Raw genomic sequence first — 16,889 nt, 5'->3', positions numbered from 1 at the left:
CCATGCGCGAACCGGGCCTCTTCAAACCAGCGTTGCTGTGGCTGCTGCTTCTGGCGCCGCTGTTTTTCAGCACCTACGGCTTTGCCACCTGGGTCACCAGCCAGCGCAGCGATGTCGGCACCCTGGTGTTCGGCTGGGAAACCCATATGCCGTTCTGGGCCTGGACCATCGTGCCCTACTGGTCGATCGACCTGCTCTACGGCTTCTCCCTGTTGCTGCCCAACAGTCGCCACGAGCTCAAGCAACATGCCCTGCGCCTGCTCAGTGCCCAGGTGATTGCCGTGAGCTGCTTCCTGCTCTGGCCGTTGCGGTTCACCTTTGAGCGCCCGGAAATGGACGGCGTGTTCGGCTGGCTGTTCGCAGTGCTGGCGGGGTTCGACAAACCGTTCAACCAGGCGCCGTCGCTGCATATCGCTTTGCTGGTGATCCTGTGGGTCATGTACCAGCGGCATAGCCAAGGCCTGTGGCGCTGGCTGGTGCATGGCTGGTTCGCTTTGATTGGTGTTTCGGTGCTGACCACGTACCAACATCACTTTATCGACTTACCCACAGGCGCCCTGGCCGGCTGGCTGTGCGTGTGGCTCTGGCCGGTGGATCATCCAAGCCCGCTGTCGCATGCGCGCCTGGCCAAAGACCCGAAACGCTGGCGCCTGGGTGTGCGTTACGCCGTGGGCGCCCTGGTGCTGGCGATAGCGGCCTTTACCGGGGGCGGCGCCTGGTTATGGCTGCTGTGGCCTGCCGTTGCGGTGTTGCTGGTGGCGCTCAACTACTGGCTGCTGGGCGCCGCAGGCTTCCAGAAACGCGCCGATGGCCGCCTCAGCCCGGCAGCACGCTGGCTGTATGCGCCTTACCTCGCGGCGGCGTGGCTCAACTCGCGGCTGTGGACGCGCAAGCATCCACAGCCTGACCGGGTTGTGGATAACGTGTGGTTGGGGCGAATTCCGACGCCAGCACAGCTGAGTTCATTCAATGCGGTGGTCGATCTGTGTGCCGAGTTGCCTGTTTATCCACAAGGCCGCGCTTACCATGCCCTGCCCGTCCTCGACCTGACTGCCCCCACACCGGCACAGTGCCTGGAGGCGGCCCAAGCCATTGAGCGCTTGCGCGAACACGGGCCGTTGTTGGTGTGCTGCGCCCTCGGCTACTCGCGCAGTGCCAGCGCCGTGGCGGCATGGCTGCTGCACAGCGGGCGGGCGAGCACGGTAGACGAGGCACTGGCTATTATTCGTACAGCACGACCGGATGTGGTCCTGCACGCCAATCACCGTCAAGCCTTGGGAGCACTGCCTTATGCCCGCTGACATGCACCTTCAGGTAGTCGCCAGCCTGCTGCGCCGCGGCCGTTCGCTGGATCAGTTATCCACAGGCCTGACCTTGCTCGGGGTGCTGTTTGGCCTGGCGCAATTGTTGATGGTCAGTATCACGCCGATCTGCCTGCTGCTCAGTCTGTGGATGATTATCCTCGGGCTGCTGCAAAAGTACTGGGCGCTGCGGGTGGCCTTCGACGCCGACCTGTTTGCGCTGATGGCCAAGGACATAGAACGTACCGCCGAACTGGACCAGACCCTGCAGGCCCTGAGCCTGCAACCTGCCAATCGCCCCAGCCGCCCCTGGACCGAACGTCGGCGTGGTGCCCTCAAATTGCTGCGCAAACAGGCCTACCTGCTGGGCGCGCAAGTGTTACTGACATTGGCCGTCATCCTGGCCAGCCCGTGGCTGCCCTTCGCCGGATAAGGAATCCTCATGTTCGAACCCGTGGTCGCGACCCTGATTACCTCCATGGCCCGCACAGTGACCGGTGCCCGCAGCCTGTGGCTGGGCTGCGCCCCGGAACCGGTGCAGCGCATCTATTTTGCCAACCACAGCAGCCACGGCGACTTCGTGCTGCTGTGGGCCTCGCTGCCGCAGAACCTGCGCAAAGCCACGCGCCCGGTGGCCGGCACCGACTACTGGAACAAGAGCGCCTTGCGCCGCTACATCATCAACCGGGTGTTCAACGGCGTGCTGATCGACCGCGAGCGCAAAGACCCTGTGGATAACCCCTTGCAACCGATGCTCGAGGCCCTGGAACAGGGCGACTCGCTGATCATTTTCCCCGAAGGCACGCGCAACCTCGAAGATGGCCTGTTGCCCTTCAAGAGCGGCCTGTATCACCTGGCAAAAAGTTACCCACAGGCACAACTGATCCCGGTGTGGATCGCCAACCTCAACCGTGTGATGCCCAAGGGCCGGGTGCTACCGCTGCCGCTGCTGTGCACCACCAGCTTCGGCGCACCGCTGCAATTGCAGGACGGTGAAGACAAGGCCCTGTTTCTCGCCCGCAGCCGCGACGCCCTGCTCGCCCTCGCCCCGGAGCATTCCTGACATGGATAGCCAAACCCTGATGTTGTTCGGCGGCATCGGCATGATCCTGGTGCTCGCCTCGCTGATCGGCCTGATCCTCAAGCTGCGCACCCGTGGCACAGCCAACGCGGTGATCGACAACCTCAACGCCCGCATCAATGCCTGGTGGGTGATGGTGGTGGTGATCGGCATCGCTTTCTGGCTCGGCACCGGCGCGGTGATCCTGCTGTTCTACGCCGTATCGTTCTACGCCCTGCGCGAATTCCTCACCCTCACGCCCACCCGCCGCAGCGACTACCCGGCACTGGTCGCCGCGTTCTACCTGGCGCTGCCCCTGCAATACCTGTTGATCTACTTTGACTGGTACGGCCTGTTCTCGATCTTTATCCCGGTCTACGTGTTCCTGCTGCTGCCCATCCTGGCGTCGCTGGGCGGCGACAGCACGCACTTCCTGGAGCGCGCATCGAAAGTGCAATGGGGGCTGATGATCGCGGTGTTCTGCGTGTCCTTCGTGCCTGCGCTGCTGACCCTCGATATCGTCGGCTACGAGGGCCGCAACCTGCTGCTGATCGCCTACCTGGTGATCGTGGTGCAGCTCTCGGATGTATTGCAGTACGTGTGCGGCAAACTGTTCGGCAAACACAAGATCGCGCCCAACCTGTCACCGTCGAAAACCGTCGAAGGCTTTGTCGGCGGGATCCTGCTGTCCTCCCTGATCGGCGCAGCGCTTTGGTGGACCACCCCGTTCAACCCCTGGCAGTCCTTCCTGATTGCACTGCTGATCAACCTGCTGGGCTTTGCCGGCGGGATTGTGATGTCGGCGATCAAGCGCGACCGAGGCGTGAAGGATTGGGGACATATGATCGAAGGACACGGCGGGATGCTGGATCGGTTGGATTCAGTGTGTTTTGCGGCGCCGATTTTCTTTCATTTGGTGCGGTATTGGTGGACCTGAAGCACCCCACAGTACTGAAACGACAAAACCCGATGTCCGCCAGGGACATCGGGTCTTGTGGGTTGCGAGCACCTTACATCAGTGCTGTCGCTGGTAGAGCCCCAGGTTATCGACCTTGAAACTGCTGCAAGCGCCGGCATTGTCCAGATCAATCCGGATGCCCTTCACATGCTGCAACGTCAACCAGCGCGGTGACGCATCCAGTGGCACGATCAACGTCCCGTCCTCTGCATTGAAACGAACGCTGGAGGCCTCGAACGGCCCCTGCTGCCCATCCCCCCACCAGAACACCTGCATACGCGGCTCGGCGGCGCGGCCGGAGCAGCGGAACTCGAACTTGAGCAGGCCAGCGTCGTGACCAGACAGATTCAACGCCGCAAGATCGAAACTCATCGACGGATCACCGCCATCCACTCGGTAGCTGCTTTCTTGTGCCACCAATTGATTGAGGCTCGGCTTTACGTCATCCAGACTGTTGATCAGTGCCATCTTGTTGTTCAGGGAGACTTGGGAACGGCCCCAGGCAACCGGGATTTTCTTCAGGTCCGGTGATGCAAAAGCGCGCTGCAGCAAGGCTGCCTGGTACTCGGCTATCGCTTCGGGACGAGGTTCGATCAAGCGTGGGTGGCTGATCGGGTCAGCGTCGGAAACCTGCAACGCCGGGCCCTCCAGCCATATGCTTTGACCCGCGGCACGTATCTCGCGAATCCGGCGAATCTCGCTCTGGTTGACCTGAATCTGATCACCCACCTTCAACGCCGCCAACATACCCGGATCGGACACATAGAGCGCTGCGACAGTGCGATTGATGCCGTGGCTCCAGTTCGCATCGGTGAAGTCCATCAGGGGTATTTCGATACTGGTGACTGGCGCCGAGGCGCTGCCCTTTTTACGCCCGAGAATGAAGCCATCCACATAGACCGGGTCGTAGTGATCGACAACGAACCGATACAGGTACGGATTACGCAGCGCCAGGCCGCCGCCGTCGTGGATGATGTTCATCCCTTCCAGCAAGGCGATGGTCGGCAGGTCTTGTTTGAGGGTCTCGATAGCCCGCAACTGCTGGGATGGCGACACCATGTTGTACGCCGCAGTGACCGGCAGCAGGGGCCGATAACCCAGGTAGAAGTACTGGGCGTTGCGGGAAGTCAGGTCCAGATAGGTTTCGCCAGCCGGAACATTGTCCGCCAATACTCGCGACAAACGGGTCAGCCTGTCCCAGTGAAAAGGCTGTACAAAGGAGCGGCCGATATTCGGCAGGCCTGCAGCGGCGCCATCACTGATTCCCAACCCTTGAGTGCTGATAACAGCCGTAGTGGATTTGACCAGGTTATTGATCGATACCGGCGAGAACCCCAGGGATGCGCTCATGCTCGCAGCCAGGACAACCATGACCACTTTATTGCGCGCACTGAGCATGCCCCAACACGCGACAGGCAACAGGATCGCCCAGCCGAAACTCGCCGCCAACCCCGGACGAGACATACCACCTGGGTCGACGCGTCCCATCGAATAAGGGATCAACAACAGCGCAAAGAGGAACACCACCAGCAATGGCAGCAAGGTGTCGAGACGACGCTCGGGTGTCTGGAACCAGCGATGTACCAACATCAGGCACGCCAGAGGAATAGCGATCCAGGACATGCGCAAGGCTTCAAACACAAAGCCTTTGCGCGCGCCCTCCCAGCTCAACGCCCATGGCACGCCGTAGGCAACCTGGTTGATAGGGCCATTTTCCAGGACATAACGGATAGCCCCCAACAGCATGATCCCTGCGGGCGTAACCACCGCCAACACCAGTAGCACTACGCCTGTAATCAGAATGCCCTTCAGCTTGCGGGGGCGTGGAGCTTTCCAGAGGTGCCAGGCGTAATAAGCAGCCATCACCCCAGACGCCGCCGCAAGCAGCAGCCCTTGTGGCGGGATTCCGAGGACTACCAGCGGCGCCGTGATCATCCAGACCAGCAGCCAGCGCTCGGGACGCTGGCGCAACGACGGGCTCAACCACAGGCAGAGAAACGGGATCAGAAACAGCCAGATAATATTGGCCGTCAGGAAGAAGATGGCGGCAAACGCCAACCCGATACTGCGCGAAAAATAGTAGAGCGACAGGAAGGCGGCAAAAGACAACAGCGCGATGCTGAGATTACCGACATGAATAATGCTGCCGGCAGAACCGTCATAAAACACAAATGATAAGAACTGGGTCAGGTCATCGCCGATGATGCCGTGGGCAGGAACGTAGTCAATATAGGGAATAGCCCCCTGCATATAGGACCACCAGCCCAACAAGCTTTCACCGAAGTGATAATCGTCGGCGCTGATGTTGGGGAAAATGGTCGTGCCCATTTTCAAGCCCACCAGCAAGCCGAAAAACGCGATAGGCGAAAGCAGCGTGGCAATGTCGCTGGTTGATGTATACCGACGCAAACGCCGCAGTACATCCACCACGCCCCAAACCAGCATTCCGATAACCAGTATCTTCAACCAGACCGTGGTCTCGTATTTGGAAATACTGCCATCTGGCTCTTGTATGCGAGCGGGATACAGCGCCAGGTAAAAGGTCGACAGACCCAATTGACCAGCCATCAACAGCCATGGGGCAATTCGCGCAAAACCCTTGGGGCTCCACACGATGTATGCCATACCCAGGATCCATCCGACGATGGCTATCCCATAGGTGGGCTTGGCGTATCTGGACAACTCAACCCCATCGCTCCAGGCAGCTGGCGCGCGGCCCAGCGCCAACACCACCTCCAGCTGTACCAGCGCCAGCAACAGGATACCGAGCGCCCCCAGGCCGAATATCCGAGGGTCCACATTGATTTTTTTGACCGCGCCAACCGTGGCTGCCAAAGCGATAAACGAGACACCAAACACCGAGCAGTAGAGGACTTTCGGCTCGAAATCCGTGCCAAGCACCATGCATGCAATAGCGGTAATCGCAGGGAGCGACCACCACAACCATTGGTTGGATAAAACCAGTGCGCTGTCGCTACCGAATTGTTTCTTCTGGCGCCCCATCAAGGAGGTAAAAAACAGCAACGCACAGAAAAGAACGGCGATGAATACTGGAGCAACCACCTGGTCCTGAAACTTGGTATCTGCGGTCCAACTGATGTAGCCCACGATGAAGTCGGCATACTTGGGTGCGGTCGAGATACCCAGACATAACAACAGTGCAAACGCCGTGATAACCACGCACGCCAGCACTGAAGAAACCCTTTCATTCATTTCCAGATGCTTGAACATTTCACTACCAGATCTTTAGTTGTACTTGCCAAAACAGGCTCGGAACAATACCGCCAGCACCGAAAGATTGCCTTTTACGCTACTGATCTTGGTAGGTACTTCACCTTGGGGGTAGCGGCGCACGGTCGCCAGTTCTACGCAGCGATAGCCCAGTTTCGGCGCGCGATACGACAGGTAGGCAAGCAGCTCGTAGGTATCGAACACATCACGGAAGATCGCCATCTTCGGATCAATCAGCATCTTGCGGCTGTAGGCACGAAAGCCCTGGGTGGTATCTGTCCACTTGAAGCCGGAAAACAGGCTCAGCATCGGCGCATGGATAAAACGGATAGCAAAATCACGGGACTTGGGGGTGTTCTCGGCAACACCGCCCTGGACAAAACGCGAGGCCTGGACAAAATCCACACCCTGCTGCAGCGCTTCGATAAAGCGCGGGATGGCCTCTGGGTCATCCTTGTCGTTGCCATCGATGGTCACGATACCTTCATAGCCCTGGTCCAGGGCGAAGGCGTAGGCGCAGCGCAACTGCGCGCTCAACTTGCCCGGGGCAGTCTTGACCAGCAGGCCGCGCACACCCACCTGTTGCAGTGATTGCAACTCGAGCGAGCCATCAGAACTGCCACCATCGACGATGATGATGTCGGCCATGTCCGCGATGTTGAACGCCGCCATACGGGCGAGCAGGTTCTTGATCCGGTCACCTTCGTTGATGACCGGAATGACCACGCACCAGGGGTGCTGGCGACCTAGCCAGAGTGGCGTGTCATAGGACGGTACCTGCCAGCCGGCACGTACATCGGGAGCAATATCAGAAGAAGTCATTTTAATTTCCATCAAACGACGCGAGCTGTGATCAGCCCTACGCCAGCAATAACCAGGGCGATGCCGACTCCCGTGGTCCAGTGGAAGGACTCACGGAAAAACAGCAGGGAAAACAGGGCGACCGTCGCGATAGCCCCGGCCGTCAGGACCGGGTGTGCCACGTTCAGCGGCAAACGGGCCAATGCTGCGGCATAAAGCAGGAACGCAGCACCATACAGGACCAGCCCGACCCAGAACGGCCAGTTGCTGAGTGCCGCCATCGGGTCGCTCAAGGAAGGGAATTTGCGCGGGGGCATCATCGCCATCTTCACCAGGACGCTGGCGGAGGCGTTCGACAAAATACCGAGGATCAAGATGATCCATTTGATGCTCATGCCGTCACCTCGTCGCAGGCGCGGTAATGCTGGCGGGCAACCTGCAGCGCACGCTCGATCGATTGCGCATGGGCTTCGGTCTTGGTCGCCACCATCTCAATGGTGACCACATGCCCGGGCAAGTAGTGGGCTACGGCACGTGCCATTTTTCCATGGTCAGTACCGCCGTCACCCAGCGGGAGCAAGTCTGGTTCACTGGCGTGGATATGCCCGATCAACTCGGCACAATCCTCAAGCACGGTGAATGGGTCTTCACCGTTGATCGCAAGCGCCCCGGTATCCAGTTGCATGCGGATCGCCGGGTGGTCGATTGCCCGCACCACCACTGCGGTTTGTGCACTGTTGGTCATGAAGTTCGCCCCGTAGCAGGTGGGGTTGGGCTCCAGGCAGATCGTCACACCGCTCGCCTGGGCGATATCGCCCAATTGCCGGAAGAACGCCACAGCGCCATCCTGCGCCTGCTGGTCGGTCAAACCACTGCGATCTCGGTTCTTTGGCGAGCCAAATACAATCCGTGTTGCACCCAGGCCTGCGCCAATGCGGCACACGCCCGCGAGGTGTTGCAGCAAGGCCGCCTGGCTTTGTACGGAGCCGAAGACATTCAGGCCCGTCGTGCCAAACAACAGTGCCTGCATGCCGGTCAATGCAATACCACGTTGCGCCCACCAGTCCTTGACCCGCGCAATCTCTGCGTCCGTGGCCTTGGCAGGCTCGGGGAAGTATTTGCCCGGTGCAATATCAATCGCATCCACGGCAAAGCGCGCAAGCAGTTCAGCGATGACTTCGTCCTCGGTGGTTTCCCACGCGATATTGGAAATCGCCAGCCTCATGCCTGTGCTCCCGATGCGGCCTTGAGCGGCTCCGACTGCGCATAGGCCCGTACGGCCTGCACGGTTTCGCGAGCGCTGTACTGATAGCGCCCAGTGCCGCCAAACAGCTGCGCATGCTTGGTCTGCATGTCATAGGTAGCAGCCGCATTGGCCAGGGTATTGGTGAAAGGCTTGCCGAAGCCCTTCTGCGAAATGTCGGCGACACTCACTGCCTGGGCAGTCAGGTGGACCAGCTTGAGCCCCGCCTCGAGTGCGGTCTGGATGTCGTACCACAAGTTGATCATCGGGTAGAACTGGAACACGCCCCGGCTATCGATCGCCTGCAGGTTGTTGTCGTTGAGGAAGTCAAAAATCACGTTTTTACGCAATCCAGGCCCGACGAGCCCCGGCAGGCGAACGATCAAGTGATTCGGAAAATGACTTTCAACGAAGGTTTCCAGCAGCCGACGGTGCAGGCCATAGGCATGCAGGCCGGACTCATCGACCGGGGTGTCTTCATCAACGCCGATAGGGCTTTTGAACACATCCACTGTGCTGATCAGCACGAAGGTCTTGCACTGGATGGTTTTCAGATGGGCGATCAGTGCTTCGATCTTCTGGCGGTCCGCCTCAGGCTCGCGGTTGGCAATCCATTTTTGCGCCGGGGCGCCGGCACAGACCACGAGGTCGAAGGATTTGCCTTCTATCTCACCGATGTTGGTGGACCGGTACAAGTCCTCGAAGCAAGCCTGCTTAAGAAGCGTGCCCCCGACAAACCCGGAGAAACCAATAAGCGAATTCATCTTTTTCCGCTCCAAACCTGAAGTTTTATTGACCTTGATGGGAAAAACTCTCGGTATCCAGTTTTTCAAGCACATCGTAAATGTTGTCTATCTTGCCACCCAGCACGGAAAAGCAACCTGGCAACTCGGCGTGCTTTTCGAAAAGAATCGGGCGTCCATCATCCCCTTCGTTCTTCACCAGGATGGTCTTGACCTCGAACAGCGAATCCTTGTGTTGGGCCTTGAGCACTTCGGGGATATACCGCCCGACGTCCCTGACCATGCGATCGACCCGTGTATCGCGCTCATAAAGCCGTAGCTTTTCGTAGGGGTCGAAGCCTTTTTCATCGTTCCAGTGCAAGTGCGGCGTATAGCGTACATGGGACAAGGTATGCAGCCCACGGGCCGGGAATGGCATCAGTGAAAAGAACGGGCCGTCCATCACCGTGACGCCCAAACCCTCGAGGGATTCGGGCATCTGCATCAAGGCCATTTCCGTGATCTCTTGCTTGAGGCCGGTACTGACCCCCGCGAAATCACCCGCAAACTGATTGAGGCCACTGTACGTACAGTTGAAGACGTAGCGACAAGTCGTCAGCGCTTCCTCGCCCTGGGAGGTTTGGGTGACCACCTGCAAAGGCGCCTCGGCGCCCCTGGAAATTGAAGTGACCCGTGTCTGGTAACGGATCTGCACAGCGCTTTCTGCCAGCTCGCGAGCCGCCCAGGCTGCCAGGCGAGTGGTGTCGAACGCATACTCTTCGACCAGGAATACTTCTTCGATCAAACGTGGTTCGAACAAGTCGCGCAGCGCTGGATCGGCGGGTTTGAGGTCCGCACCGATGTCCCGGCAAAAACGCTCGAACTGCTTGGCCGTGACCTTGGAGTTGCGCCGGGCAATGGCGTACAGCTTGGTAAAGTCCTGCTTGACCACCTGCGGCCAGTCCTGCACAAACTTGGGCAGGTTGACCCGGCTGCGATAGGCCGTGGTGAAGCTGCGCGGATAGTGATAGCCGTTATGCACACGTGCCTGGTTGTTGTAACTGGCGCGCATCATCAGTGCCGGCTCGCGCTCTACCAGCAGGATCCGTTTCAAGCCCCGTTGCTTGGCCAGGTAGACCGCAATGGCTGCTCCGTAAAACCCCCCACCAATGATGACGGCATCCTGCTCAGGCTGGCTGGCTTGGGCGCTCGACATCAGGAAACTCGTTCGCTGGGCTGAGCCTTGGGCGCGACCGAAGCTGGTGCTACCTCTTCAATGTTCAGCTTCTCGCGCCGGGTCATGCGCGCGCTGGTGAACTCCTGGCCTACATGGTAAAGCGGCCCTTCATTCGACAGGCTGGCCATGTTGAGGATGTATTCACCCAGCACCAGCAGCACCAGTGAGATCAGGAAAAACATGCCCGACTGCTGGAGCGAGAAACTGATCCAGCCAGGCGCTACATCAGCCTTGAAGATACCCACCGAGATCACATAGGCGCAGTACACCAGGTTGGCAACCGCGCCAAACAGCGAAAGGTAGGTCACCAGGCGCATAGGCGCGCGCGTGGTGGAAACCAGCAAGCGCACGCCACGATCAATACTGTCGCCCAGCCGCTTGGGGCTGGAGGCCTGGGGCACGGCGCTGTACTTGAGGTAGGCCCGGGCAAAACCACCGGTGGCCGGCAGATGCCGATACGTCATCGAAGGCTGGGGGTGTTGCAGGATGAAATTGATCACGCGCTTGCTGAGAATGCGGTACTGAGGCGCTTCCTTGGCAAGATGAACCCCGTTGAAGCGGTTGTACATGCTGTGGAACACCGCGTTGGCCCAACGATAGGCCAGGCTCTGGGTGCTCTTTTGTTCGTTGTGGGCAAAGACCACATCGGCACCGCTGACGGCTTGATCAAGCATCTGGGGGACGAAGTTGATGTCGTCCACCAGGGGATCGATGACCGCGACATAGTCACCCAAGGCGTTTTCCAGGCCGACCCAGGACGCTGTGTCGGTGTCCACTTCCTTGGTCAGCGCATAGACCTGCAAGTTGGCCAGGCCCTTCTCACTTGTCAGGCCCTTCAAGACCATGACACTGTCATCATCGGACGCGTTATCAACAACGATCAGCTCATAGTCGCTGACTGTTTTCGCAATGACTTCGGCAGCTTCGGACAGTATTTTTTCTATTTTATCGCCCTGATTACGAACGACAAAAACGACAGATAAAAAACAGGGAAAATAAGCCATCACCAACTCTCGCAAAAATTAATTAAAAGACTGGATGAGTCGTTTATCCGAGATCGCCATAGATAGCCGGAATACCTCACACCACTGACCGAGAGTTTCAGAGCCGCAGGGTCATCACTGCCGGGAAGGGGTAGCCATTGCCAAACGTTCAAATCGCTCTTCCTTGAAGCAGTTGGCTCAAAGCACGCCCGAAACAGCGGCCAAGCCAGGAAAACCTGGGGCGCGGCAAAATAGACAATCGCTATCGAACCTGGTGCCAGCCCAAAGTTGCGCAGGATCATAACACAAAAAAAGGCGCCTCAACGACGCCGAACTGGCGTTTTGCCAGCCTTGAAACCGGGATAATGAACATCTTGAGCCGTCCACTAAACCATCGTTTCAAAAAAGTTAATTAATTATAAATTTTATTCATTTCTATTGTTCAAGTCGGTCGGCGGTATTCCGTCAGGATAACTGTAAGTAGTTAATCTCAGATCAAGCACCAGGACTTATCGGGATGACCAGCGCAAATAAAACATCCCGCAAAGACATGGCACTCGCAGGGTATGGGGAAGATCAACTCACCGAGACTTCTGGAAGACTTGATGGAGCCGCTTACGGCGAGCCTCAGGGTAGGACCAAGGGACAGGGTTCGGCAAAAGATGATTTGCTCGGCCTCTCCAGGCTGTTCGGCATTGCTCGCGTTATGTCTTAACATGGTCGGTTGCCCAAAGAGCCGTCCTGGCCAAAGCCATGACGGGCTTCCATCCTTTACAAGTAAGTGTGATGAAGATGAACAAGCCTTTCATTTCGCTGTGCCCTGAAATTACTCGGGCCCACGCGCTGACGCTGATGGATTGGTTGGAGGATGAGCGCGTCACCTGCTATCTGAGCGATTCGCGTCATGTCTCCCGCTCCATCGAGCAAGCCATCGATCGGACTCAATCGCCGATCCTGACCCATCTATTCAACCAGGGCGGGCGATTCTTCATGGCCTATGACCGGCATGACGCCCCGGTGGGCTTTGTGCGTCTAATCAAGACCGGCTCAGATTGCGAGATAGTCCTGGTCATCGGAGACAGCGACAAGTGGGGCCAAAACCTTGGTGCCCGCACGATCCGCGAAGGCATGAAACTGGCCTTCCTCGACATGCGGGCCAAGAAGCTCATCGCCAAGATCCACCCGGACAACGCGCGCTCGCTGAAAGCCTTTCTGCGCAGCGGCTTTGTGCTTGAGAGCGAAGCGCCGGCATTGAAGTCATTTTCCATGACGGCGGGGCGCTATCTCCAGCTCTTGCGCGAAGGTGCCGCTGGCGACTCCACCAGGATCTACATTACTGAAATCGACAAGGCCAGGCTCGAGAGCCTGATCGCGCTCGAGCAAGGCCCGACCGTTGTTGAACTCGAACATGAGCTTGAGCGAGCCATTGTCGTCAAACCGCAGCAGGTGGCGTGCAATGTCGTCACGATGAACTCCAGGGCCTTGCTGCAACTGGACGAAGAAGAGATCGAAGTGGCCCTGGTTTACCCTGAAGACGCGGACAGCACCGCAGGGAAGCATTCCGTGTATTCCGACATCGGCGCCGCCATCCTGGGCTATCAGGAGGGGGACGCCATCGACTGGCGAATTTCTGATCGGACCCGCCGCATTGAGATCAGGAAAGTGCTTTACCAGCCGGAGGCGGCGGGCGATTTCCACCTGTAATTGCGTGTTTTGCTAGGAGGGATAAGCACAGAAGGACGTCGTTTGGAGCCCCGAGGGGCCCCAAACGGGACCGTTTTTAATCCTGAAGACCGTGCCCTTGGTCTGGACGTCGATCAACGAAGATGGTTGGAAGCAAGCCTTCAGCCGGGCGCTCCAGGATGCTGGATACGAAATTGATTGGAATAAGGTAATGCGCAACTAGGCAGGCTGGCCTACAGCACGGCATCGCGCAGCGAATCAACCCGCTCGACAGCATTGAAATGACCGGAGGGGCTCCCTCTTTACAAGCCATTTCCCTTCAAATCACTCTTACGACTCCGGTAAATCTTCTCTGCCAACTCAATGAATGCTTGAGCTGCAGCAGTAGTCTCGCTGCAATCCAGCACCGCGATTCCGACTTGGCGCCTGACTGCCGGATCGAGTGTCCTGACCACATAAAGCTTCTCGCTATCCTCGGGCAACGAAGACTCAGCGACAATCGTTACCCCATCTCCGCGAGCCACCGCGGCCAAGGTACTCATCAACTGAGAGGTCTTGTAGCGAATACGCGGCTTCAATTTGACAGCAGCAAAGAGCTGCGAGACCAGTTCGGCTGAACCAGCCTCGGTTAGTACAAACGGATCAGAACATAAGTCCTCCAATGTCACTCTTTCGTTTGAAGCGAGAGGGTGCGCAATCGGTAGCAAGGCAACCATTTGGTCCTCAAGTAAAGACCAGGTATCAAACTGGGCTTCAGGTAAGGTGACAAACCCTACGTCCACCTCTCTGTCTAACAACCATTCCGTCACTTGGCGATCAGGCCCCTCACTCACATGAACTTCAATATTGGGGTAAAGGCGGCGGTAGTCTGTAAGAATCCGCGGCAACAAAAGCTGGGATGAGGTTGGGCCAAATGAACCAATTCGCAGGGTGCCAAGTTTCATGCCGCGGGCATCGCTGGCATCCTGCCTAATTGCATCCGCCAGACCAAGCATAGGTTGCACACGTAGAAGGATTCGCGCCCCTATGTCTGTCAGTTCAATCTGGCCTTGATGCCGAAGTAGCAGTTCAACACCCCACTCCTGCTCCAGAGCCCTTATTGCGTGAGAAACCGCAGATTGGGATATTTTCAGTTGGGCGGCTGCGAGGGTGAAGCCACGCCGCTCTGCGACAGCGACAAAAATTTCCAATTGGGTCAGCGTCATTTTTCATCCATGAGTAATCGCTCATTTTCATATGACCATGATTTTGCGTAAGCATAGATGAAACAGGCATAACGAGATAGGCCAGCCCTTTTCGCCAACTTATATCCAAGGATTGTTTTATGGTCGCCCAATGGAAGACTGATGGGATTTCGGCACTGTGGCCTGAAATCAACGGCCCATTCCTGTCCCTGCGAGGTATACCCGAGCATCTGATGCCGGTCACCCAGACTCAGGAACTGTACAAAGACCTTCTATTAGGGTTCGATGCAATCACGAGTTGCGAGATGAAAGAACTTTACAAGTTCAAACTGTTTCTCAATCGGATGCATCAACGATCGAACTTACCCCCGGAGTTGTTACTGATCCATAAGGCATTTATAGCTTGGGTAAACTTTGAATATGAGCGAGCACGTACACTCTTTACGCAACACCTGAAAGCGTACCCCTCCGACATCATCACAATTTTTTTTGTGCACATGCTCGACTTCTGTACTGGTAAGACGCCTAGATTAACGGCAGAATTTTCGTTTTGCGAACCACACATACCGCACACTCATGCCTTGTACTCCTACTACCTGGCAATAAAATCTTTTGTTTTGTGTGAAGACCAGCGCTTCCAAGAAGCCCTTGAACTGGGCCTTGAGGCGGTTAGGCTGATTCCCCATAACATCTACGGCATCCATGCTACTGCCCATGCATTGCATGAGATGGGCCGCTGGCAGGAACTTTCGAGTTTCCTGATCGACTGCAAGCCTGACTGGATCGAAAATAGCGGCATGCGCATGCACGTCTATTGGCACATGGCTATAGCCCACGAGCGATGCAACGAGGTCGATCAGGCACTCCAAGCGTTCGAGGAACTGTATGAATTAAAGGACAGCCCCTTCGCGAAGCAGGATCTGGATGCGGTGGGTTTTCTCTGGCGCCTGCGTTTGAAAGCCACAGACAGCAAGTTCGCCGCTATCTGGGAACGTCTCGCTCTTTTGTGGACCGGCAGCGTCTCTGGATCAACCTCTTACTTTCACAAAATCCATGCTGCGCTTGCCTTTTCTGCGACCAATCAGACTCTCCTCATCGAGAAGCAAATCGCCGAAAGCGACGGCTTCGGCATCGAGCCCGAAGCGCACCGAGCAGGCTTAGACGTGCTCAAAGGCATTCTACTGTTCACCTTGAAGCGTTATCACGAAAGCCTGGCGCTCTTGCGTACCAGCCGAGACCAGTGGCCGTTGTTAGGAGGGAGCCGTGCCCAACGCGAAGTCCTTGATCTGACTCTCGAATACATAGAACTCAAGACCCGACCGATCGTTGAAGAGAGGGCACCTGCATGACCAGCCATTCTCATCCACTGGTCCTTACTCCAGACAGCCTTACCTATCTTAAGCTTTCTCTGGTAGCAATGATCTGGGGAGGTACCTTTGTCGCTGGTCGGTATCTATCCGCAGACACACCCGCGCTATTAGCCGCCAGTGTCAGATTTATATTCGCCGGAATCACACTCGGACTGTTCCTAGGTTTCTTTCTAAAAAAGAGCTTTGTCCGGCTTGATCGGTCGCAACTAGTCAAGATCGTAGGATTGGGATTTTGCGGAATTTATACTTATAACCTCTGTTTTTTTTATGGCCTACATTACACAGCAGCCTCCCGCGCGTCATTGATCGTAGCCCTGAATCCCGCCGTCATGGCTCTTTTCTCTTATGTGTTTTTCCGAGAAAAAATGTCTGCAATGAAAACCGCAGGCATTTTTCTTTGCCTGATAGGGGCGGCTGTCGTGATTCTCAATAAGTCGTCAGGCACATTAATCGTGGATAAAAGCGACTGGCGCGGAGACCTTTTGATCTTTGGTTGCGTACTCAGTTGGGTCGCCTTCAGCGTATTCGGTAAGTCGGTAGTCAAAGAAATCGGCGCCCTACATACGGTGACCTACTCCATCTTCGCGGGGGCCGCGATGCTGACGGCGACCGCTATCGTCACTGGTCAATTCAATCAGGCATCACTGCGGGCTCTAACCCTTGCCGACTTTTCCAGCTTGCTGTACTTGGGTGCCATAGGCTCAGCGCTGGCATACATCTGGTATTACAAGGGAATCGAGCAGATCGGCGCAACACGTGCCGGAGTGTTCATCGCGCTCAATCCGCTGACCGCGGTGTTACTGGGTGCTATTTTGTTGGATGAGCAGCTCAGCGCTCCCACATTTATGGGGGGCGCACTGATTATAGTGGGCATCATGATCTGCAATAGGCCAGCCCGCCCTCAATATAACTGCGAGATGAAGAACGTGCGTACGCCATAATAGACTGAGTAAGTTATTTACCGTTTTAATTATCGAAACAGCCAGAGGTTCATCAACTAAACGACGTTTTAGATCATCTGTTTTTCGGACCAATCCACCTTTTCTACGCAGGCTATCTAGCATACCAGCGAAGCTCCCATGCACAGTTGCTATGACGCCTATAATATCCAGGCTG

General features: G+C 56.9%; 15 protein-coding genes. 7 read left to right on the top strand and 8 right to left on the bottom strand.

All coding sequences use genetic code 11. The features are described from left to right. Positions 1-2: 2 nt before the first annotated feature. Genes AC19YY_RS06455 through AC19YY_RS06440 form a run of 4 tightly spaced genes read left to right on the top strand, consistent with a single transcriptional unit; the run spans position 3 to position 3,298 of the window. Positions 3-1,301 carry a phosphatase PAP2/dual specificity phosphatase family protein gene (locus tag AC19YY_RS06455; protein WP_492633906.1) on the top strand — a complete coding sequence of 433 codons (1,299 nt, stop codon included), beginning with the start codon at positions 3-5 and terminating at the stop codon, positions 1,299-1,301. Next, positions 1,291-1,734 carry a hypothetical protein gene (locus AC19YY_RS06450; RefSeq protein WP_169954049.1) on the top strand — a complete coding sequence of 148 codons (444 nt, stop codon included), beginning with the start codon at positions 1,291-1,293 and terminating at the stop codon, positions 1,732-1,734. The genes AC19YY_RS06455 and AC19YY_RS06450 overlap by 11 nt, the downstream gene beginning before the upstream one ends. A gap of 9 nt (positions 1,735-1,743) precedes the next feature. Beyond that, entirely contained in the window at positions 1,744-2,364 is a 621-nt protein-coding gene (locus AC19YY_RS06445; RefSeq protein ID WP_169954050.1) for a lysophospholipid acyltransferase family protein, read from the top strand. A 1-nt stretch (position 2,365) separates the two neighbouring features. Then, positions 2,366-3,298 carry a phosphatidate cytidylyltransferase gene (locus tag AC19YY_RS06440; protein ID WP_170042018.1) on the top strand — a complete coding sequence of 311 codons (933 nt, stop codon included), beginning with the start codon at positions 2,366-2,368 and terminating at the stop codon, positions 3,296-3,298. A gap of 78 nt (positions 3,299-3,376) precedes the next feature. On the opposite strand, the gene AC19YY_RS06435 is transcribed toward AC19YY_RS06440, so the two are convergent. The 7 genes from AC19YY_RS06435 to AC19YY_RS06405 are packed head-to-tail and all read right to left on the bottom strand — an operon-like array spanning position 3,377 to position 11,557. Next, positions 3,377-6,550, bottom strand: coding sequence for a hypothetical protein (locus tag AC19YY_RS06435; protein WP_492633907.1), 3,174 nt, complete (start codon positions 6,548-6,550; stop codon positions 3,377-3,379). Between the two features lie 15 nt (positions 6,551-6,565). Then, positions 6,566-7,372, bottom strand: coding sequence for a glycosyltransferase family 2 protein (locus AC19YY_RS06430; protein ID WP_169954053.1), 807 nt, complete (start codon positions 7,370-7,372; stop codon positions 6,566-6,568). Positions 7,373-7,383: 11 nt separating this feature from the next. Then, positions 7,384-7,740 carry an SMR family transporter gene (locus AC19YY_RS06425; protein WP_057440644.1) on the bottom strand — a complete coding sequence of 119 codons (357 nt, stop codon included), beginning with the start codon at positions 7,738-7,740 and terminating at the stop codon, positions 7,384-7,386. A gap of 2 nt (positions 7,741-7,742) precedes the next feature. Next, positions 7,743-8,576, bottom strand: a complete 834-nt coding sequence (locus tag AC19YY_RS06420; RefSeq protein ID WP_500603977.1) for a sugar phosphate isomerase/epimerase family protein — start codon at positions 8,574-8,576, stop codon at positions 7,743-7,745. Next, the gene (locus AC19YY_RS06415; protein ID WP_169954055.1) at positions 8,573-9,358 is read right to left on the bottom strand and encodes an NAD-dependent epimerase/dehydratase family protein; all 786 of its coding nucleotides are present in this window, start codon (positions 9,356-9,358) and stop codon (positions 8,573-8,575) included. The genes AC19YY_RS06420 and AC19YY_RS06415 overlap by 4 nt, the downstream gene beginning before the upstream one ends. 25 nt (positions 9,359-9,383) lie before the next feature. Beyond that, the gene (locus AC19YY_RS06410) at positions 9,384-10,532 is read right to left on the bottom strand and encodes an NAD(P)/FAD-dependent oxidoreductase (RefSeq protein ID WP_500603976.1); all 1,149 of its coding nucleotides are present in this window, start codon (positions 10,530-10,532) and stop codon (positions 9,384-9,386) included. After that, entirely contained in the window at positions 10,532-11,557 is a 1,026-nt protein-coding gene (locus tag AC19YY_RS06405) for a glycosyltransferase (protein ID WP_169954057.1), read from the bottom strand. Before AC19YY_RS06405 ends, AC19YY_RS06410 begins: the two co-directional genes overlap by 1 nt. A 771-nt stretch (positions 11,558-12,328) precedes the next feature. Between AC19YY_RS06405 and AC19YY_RS06400 the strand changes: the two genes are divergently transcribed. Continuing rightward, positions 12,329-13,240, top strand: coding sequence for a bifunctional GNAT family N-acetyltransferase/nucleoside diphosphate kinase regulator (locus tag AC19YY_RS06400; protein WP_500604083.1), 912 nt, complete (start codon positions 12,329-12,331; stop codon positions 13,238-13,240). Positions 13,241-13,521: 281 nt separating this feature from the next. Here AC19YY_RS06400 and AC19YY_RS06395 read toward each other — a convergent pair whose 3' ends face one another. Continuing rightward, positions 13,522-14,424, bottom strand: coding sequence for a LysR family transcriptional regulator (locus AC19YY_RS06395; RefSeq protein WP_500603975.1), 903 nt, complete (start codon positions 14,422-14,424; stop codon positions 13,522-13,524). A 119-nt stretch (positions 14,425-14,543) separates the two neighbouring features. On the opposite strand from AC19YY_RS06395, the gene AC19YY_RS06390 reads away from it, so the two are divergent. Beyond that, positions 14,544-15,752 (top strand): tetratricopeptide repeat protein, encoded by a 1,209-nt coding sequence (locus tag AC19YY_RS06390; RefSeq protein WP_500603974.1) that lies wholly within the window; start codon positions 14,544-14,546, stop codon positions 15,750-15,752. Further along, a complete protein-coding gene (locus tag AC19YY_RS06385) occupies positions 15,749-16,714 on the top strand; it encodes a DMT family transporter (protein ID WP_500603973.1) in 966 nt (321 codons plus the stop codon). Before AC19YY_RS06390 ends, AC19YY_RS06385 begins: the two co-directional genes overlap by 4 nt. Positions 16,715-16,889: the final 175 nt, after the last annotated feature.

It is taken from the genome of Pseudomonas sp. MF09156 (genome assembly GCF_059862305.1).
The sequence above is the reverse complement of the archived record's forward strand: the minus strand, read 5'-3'. Positions and strand labels throughout refer to the sequence as shown.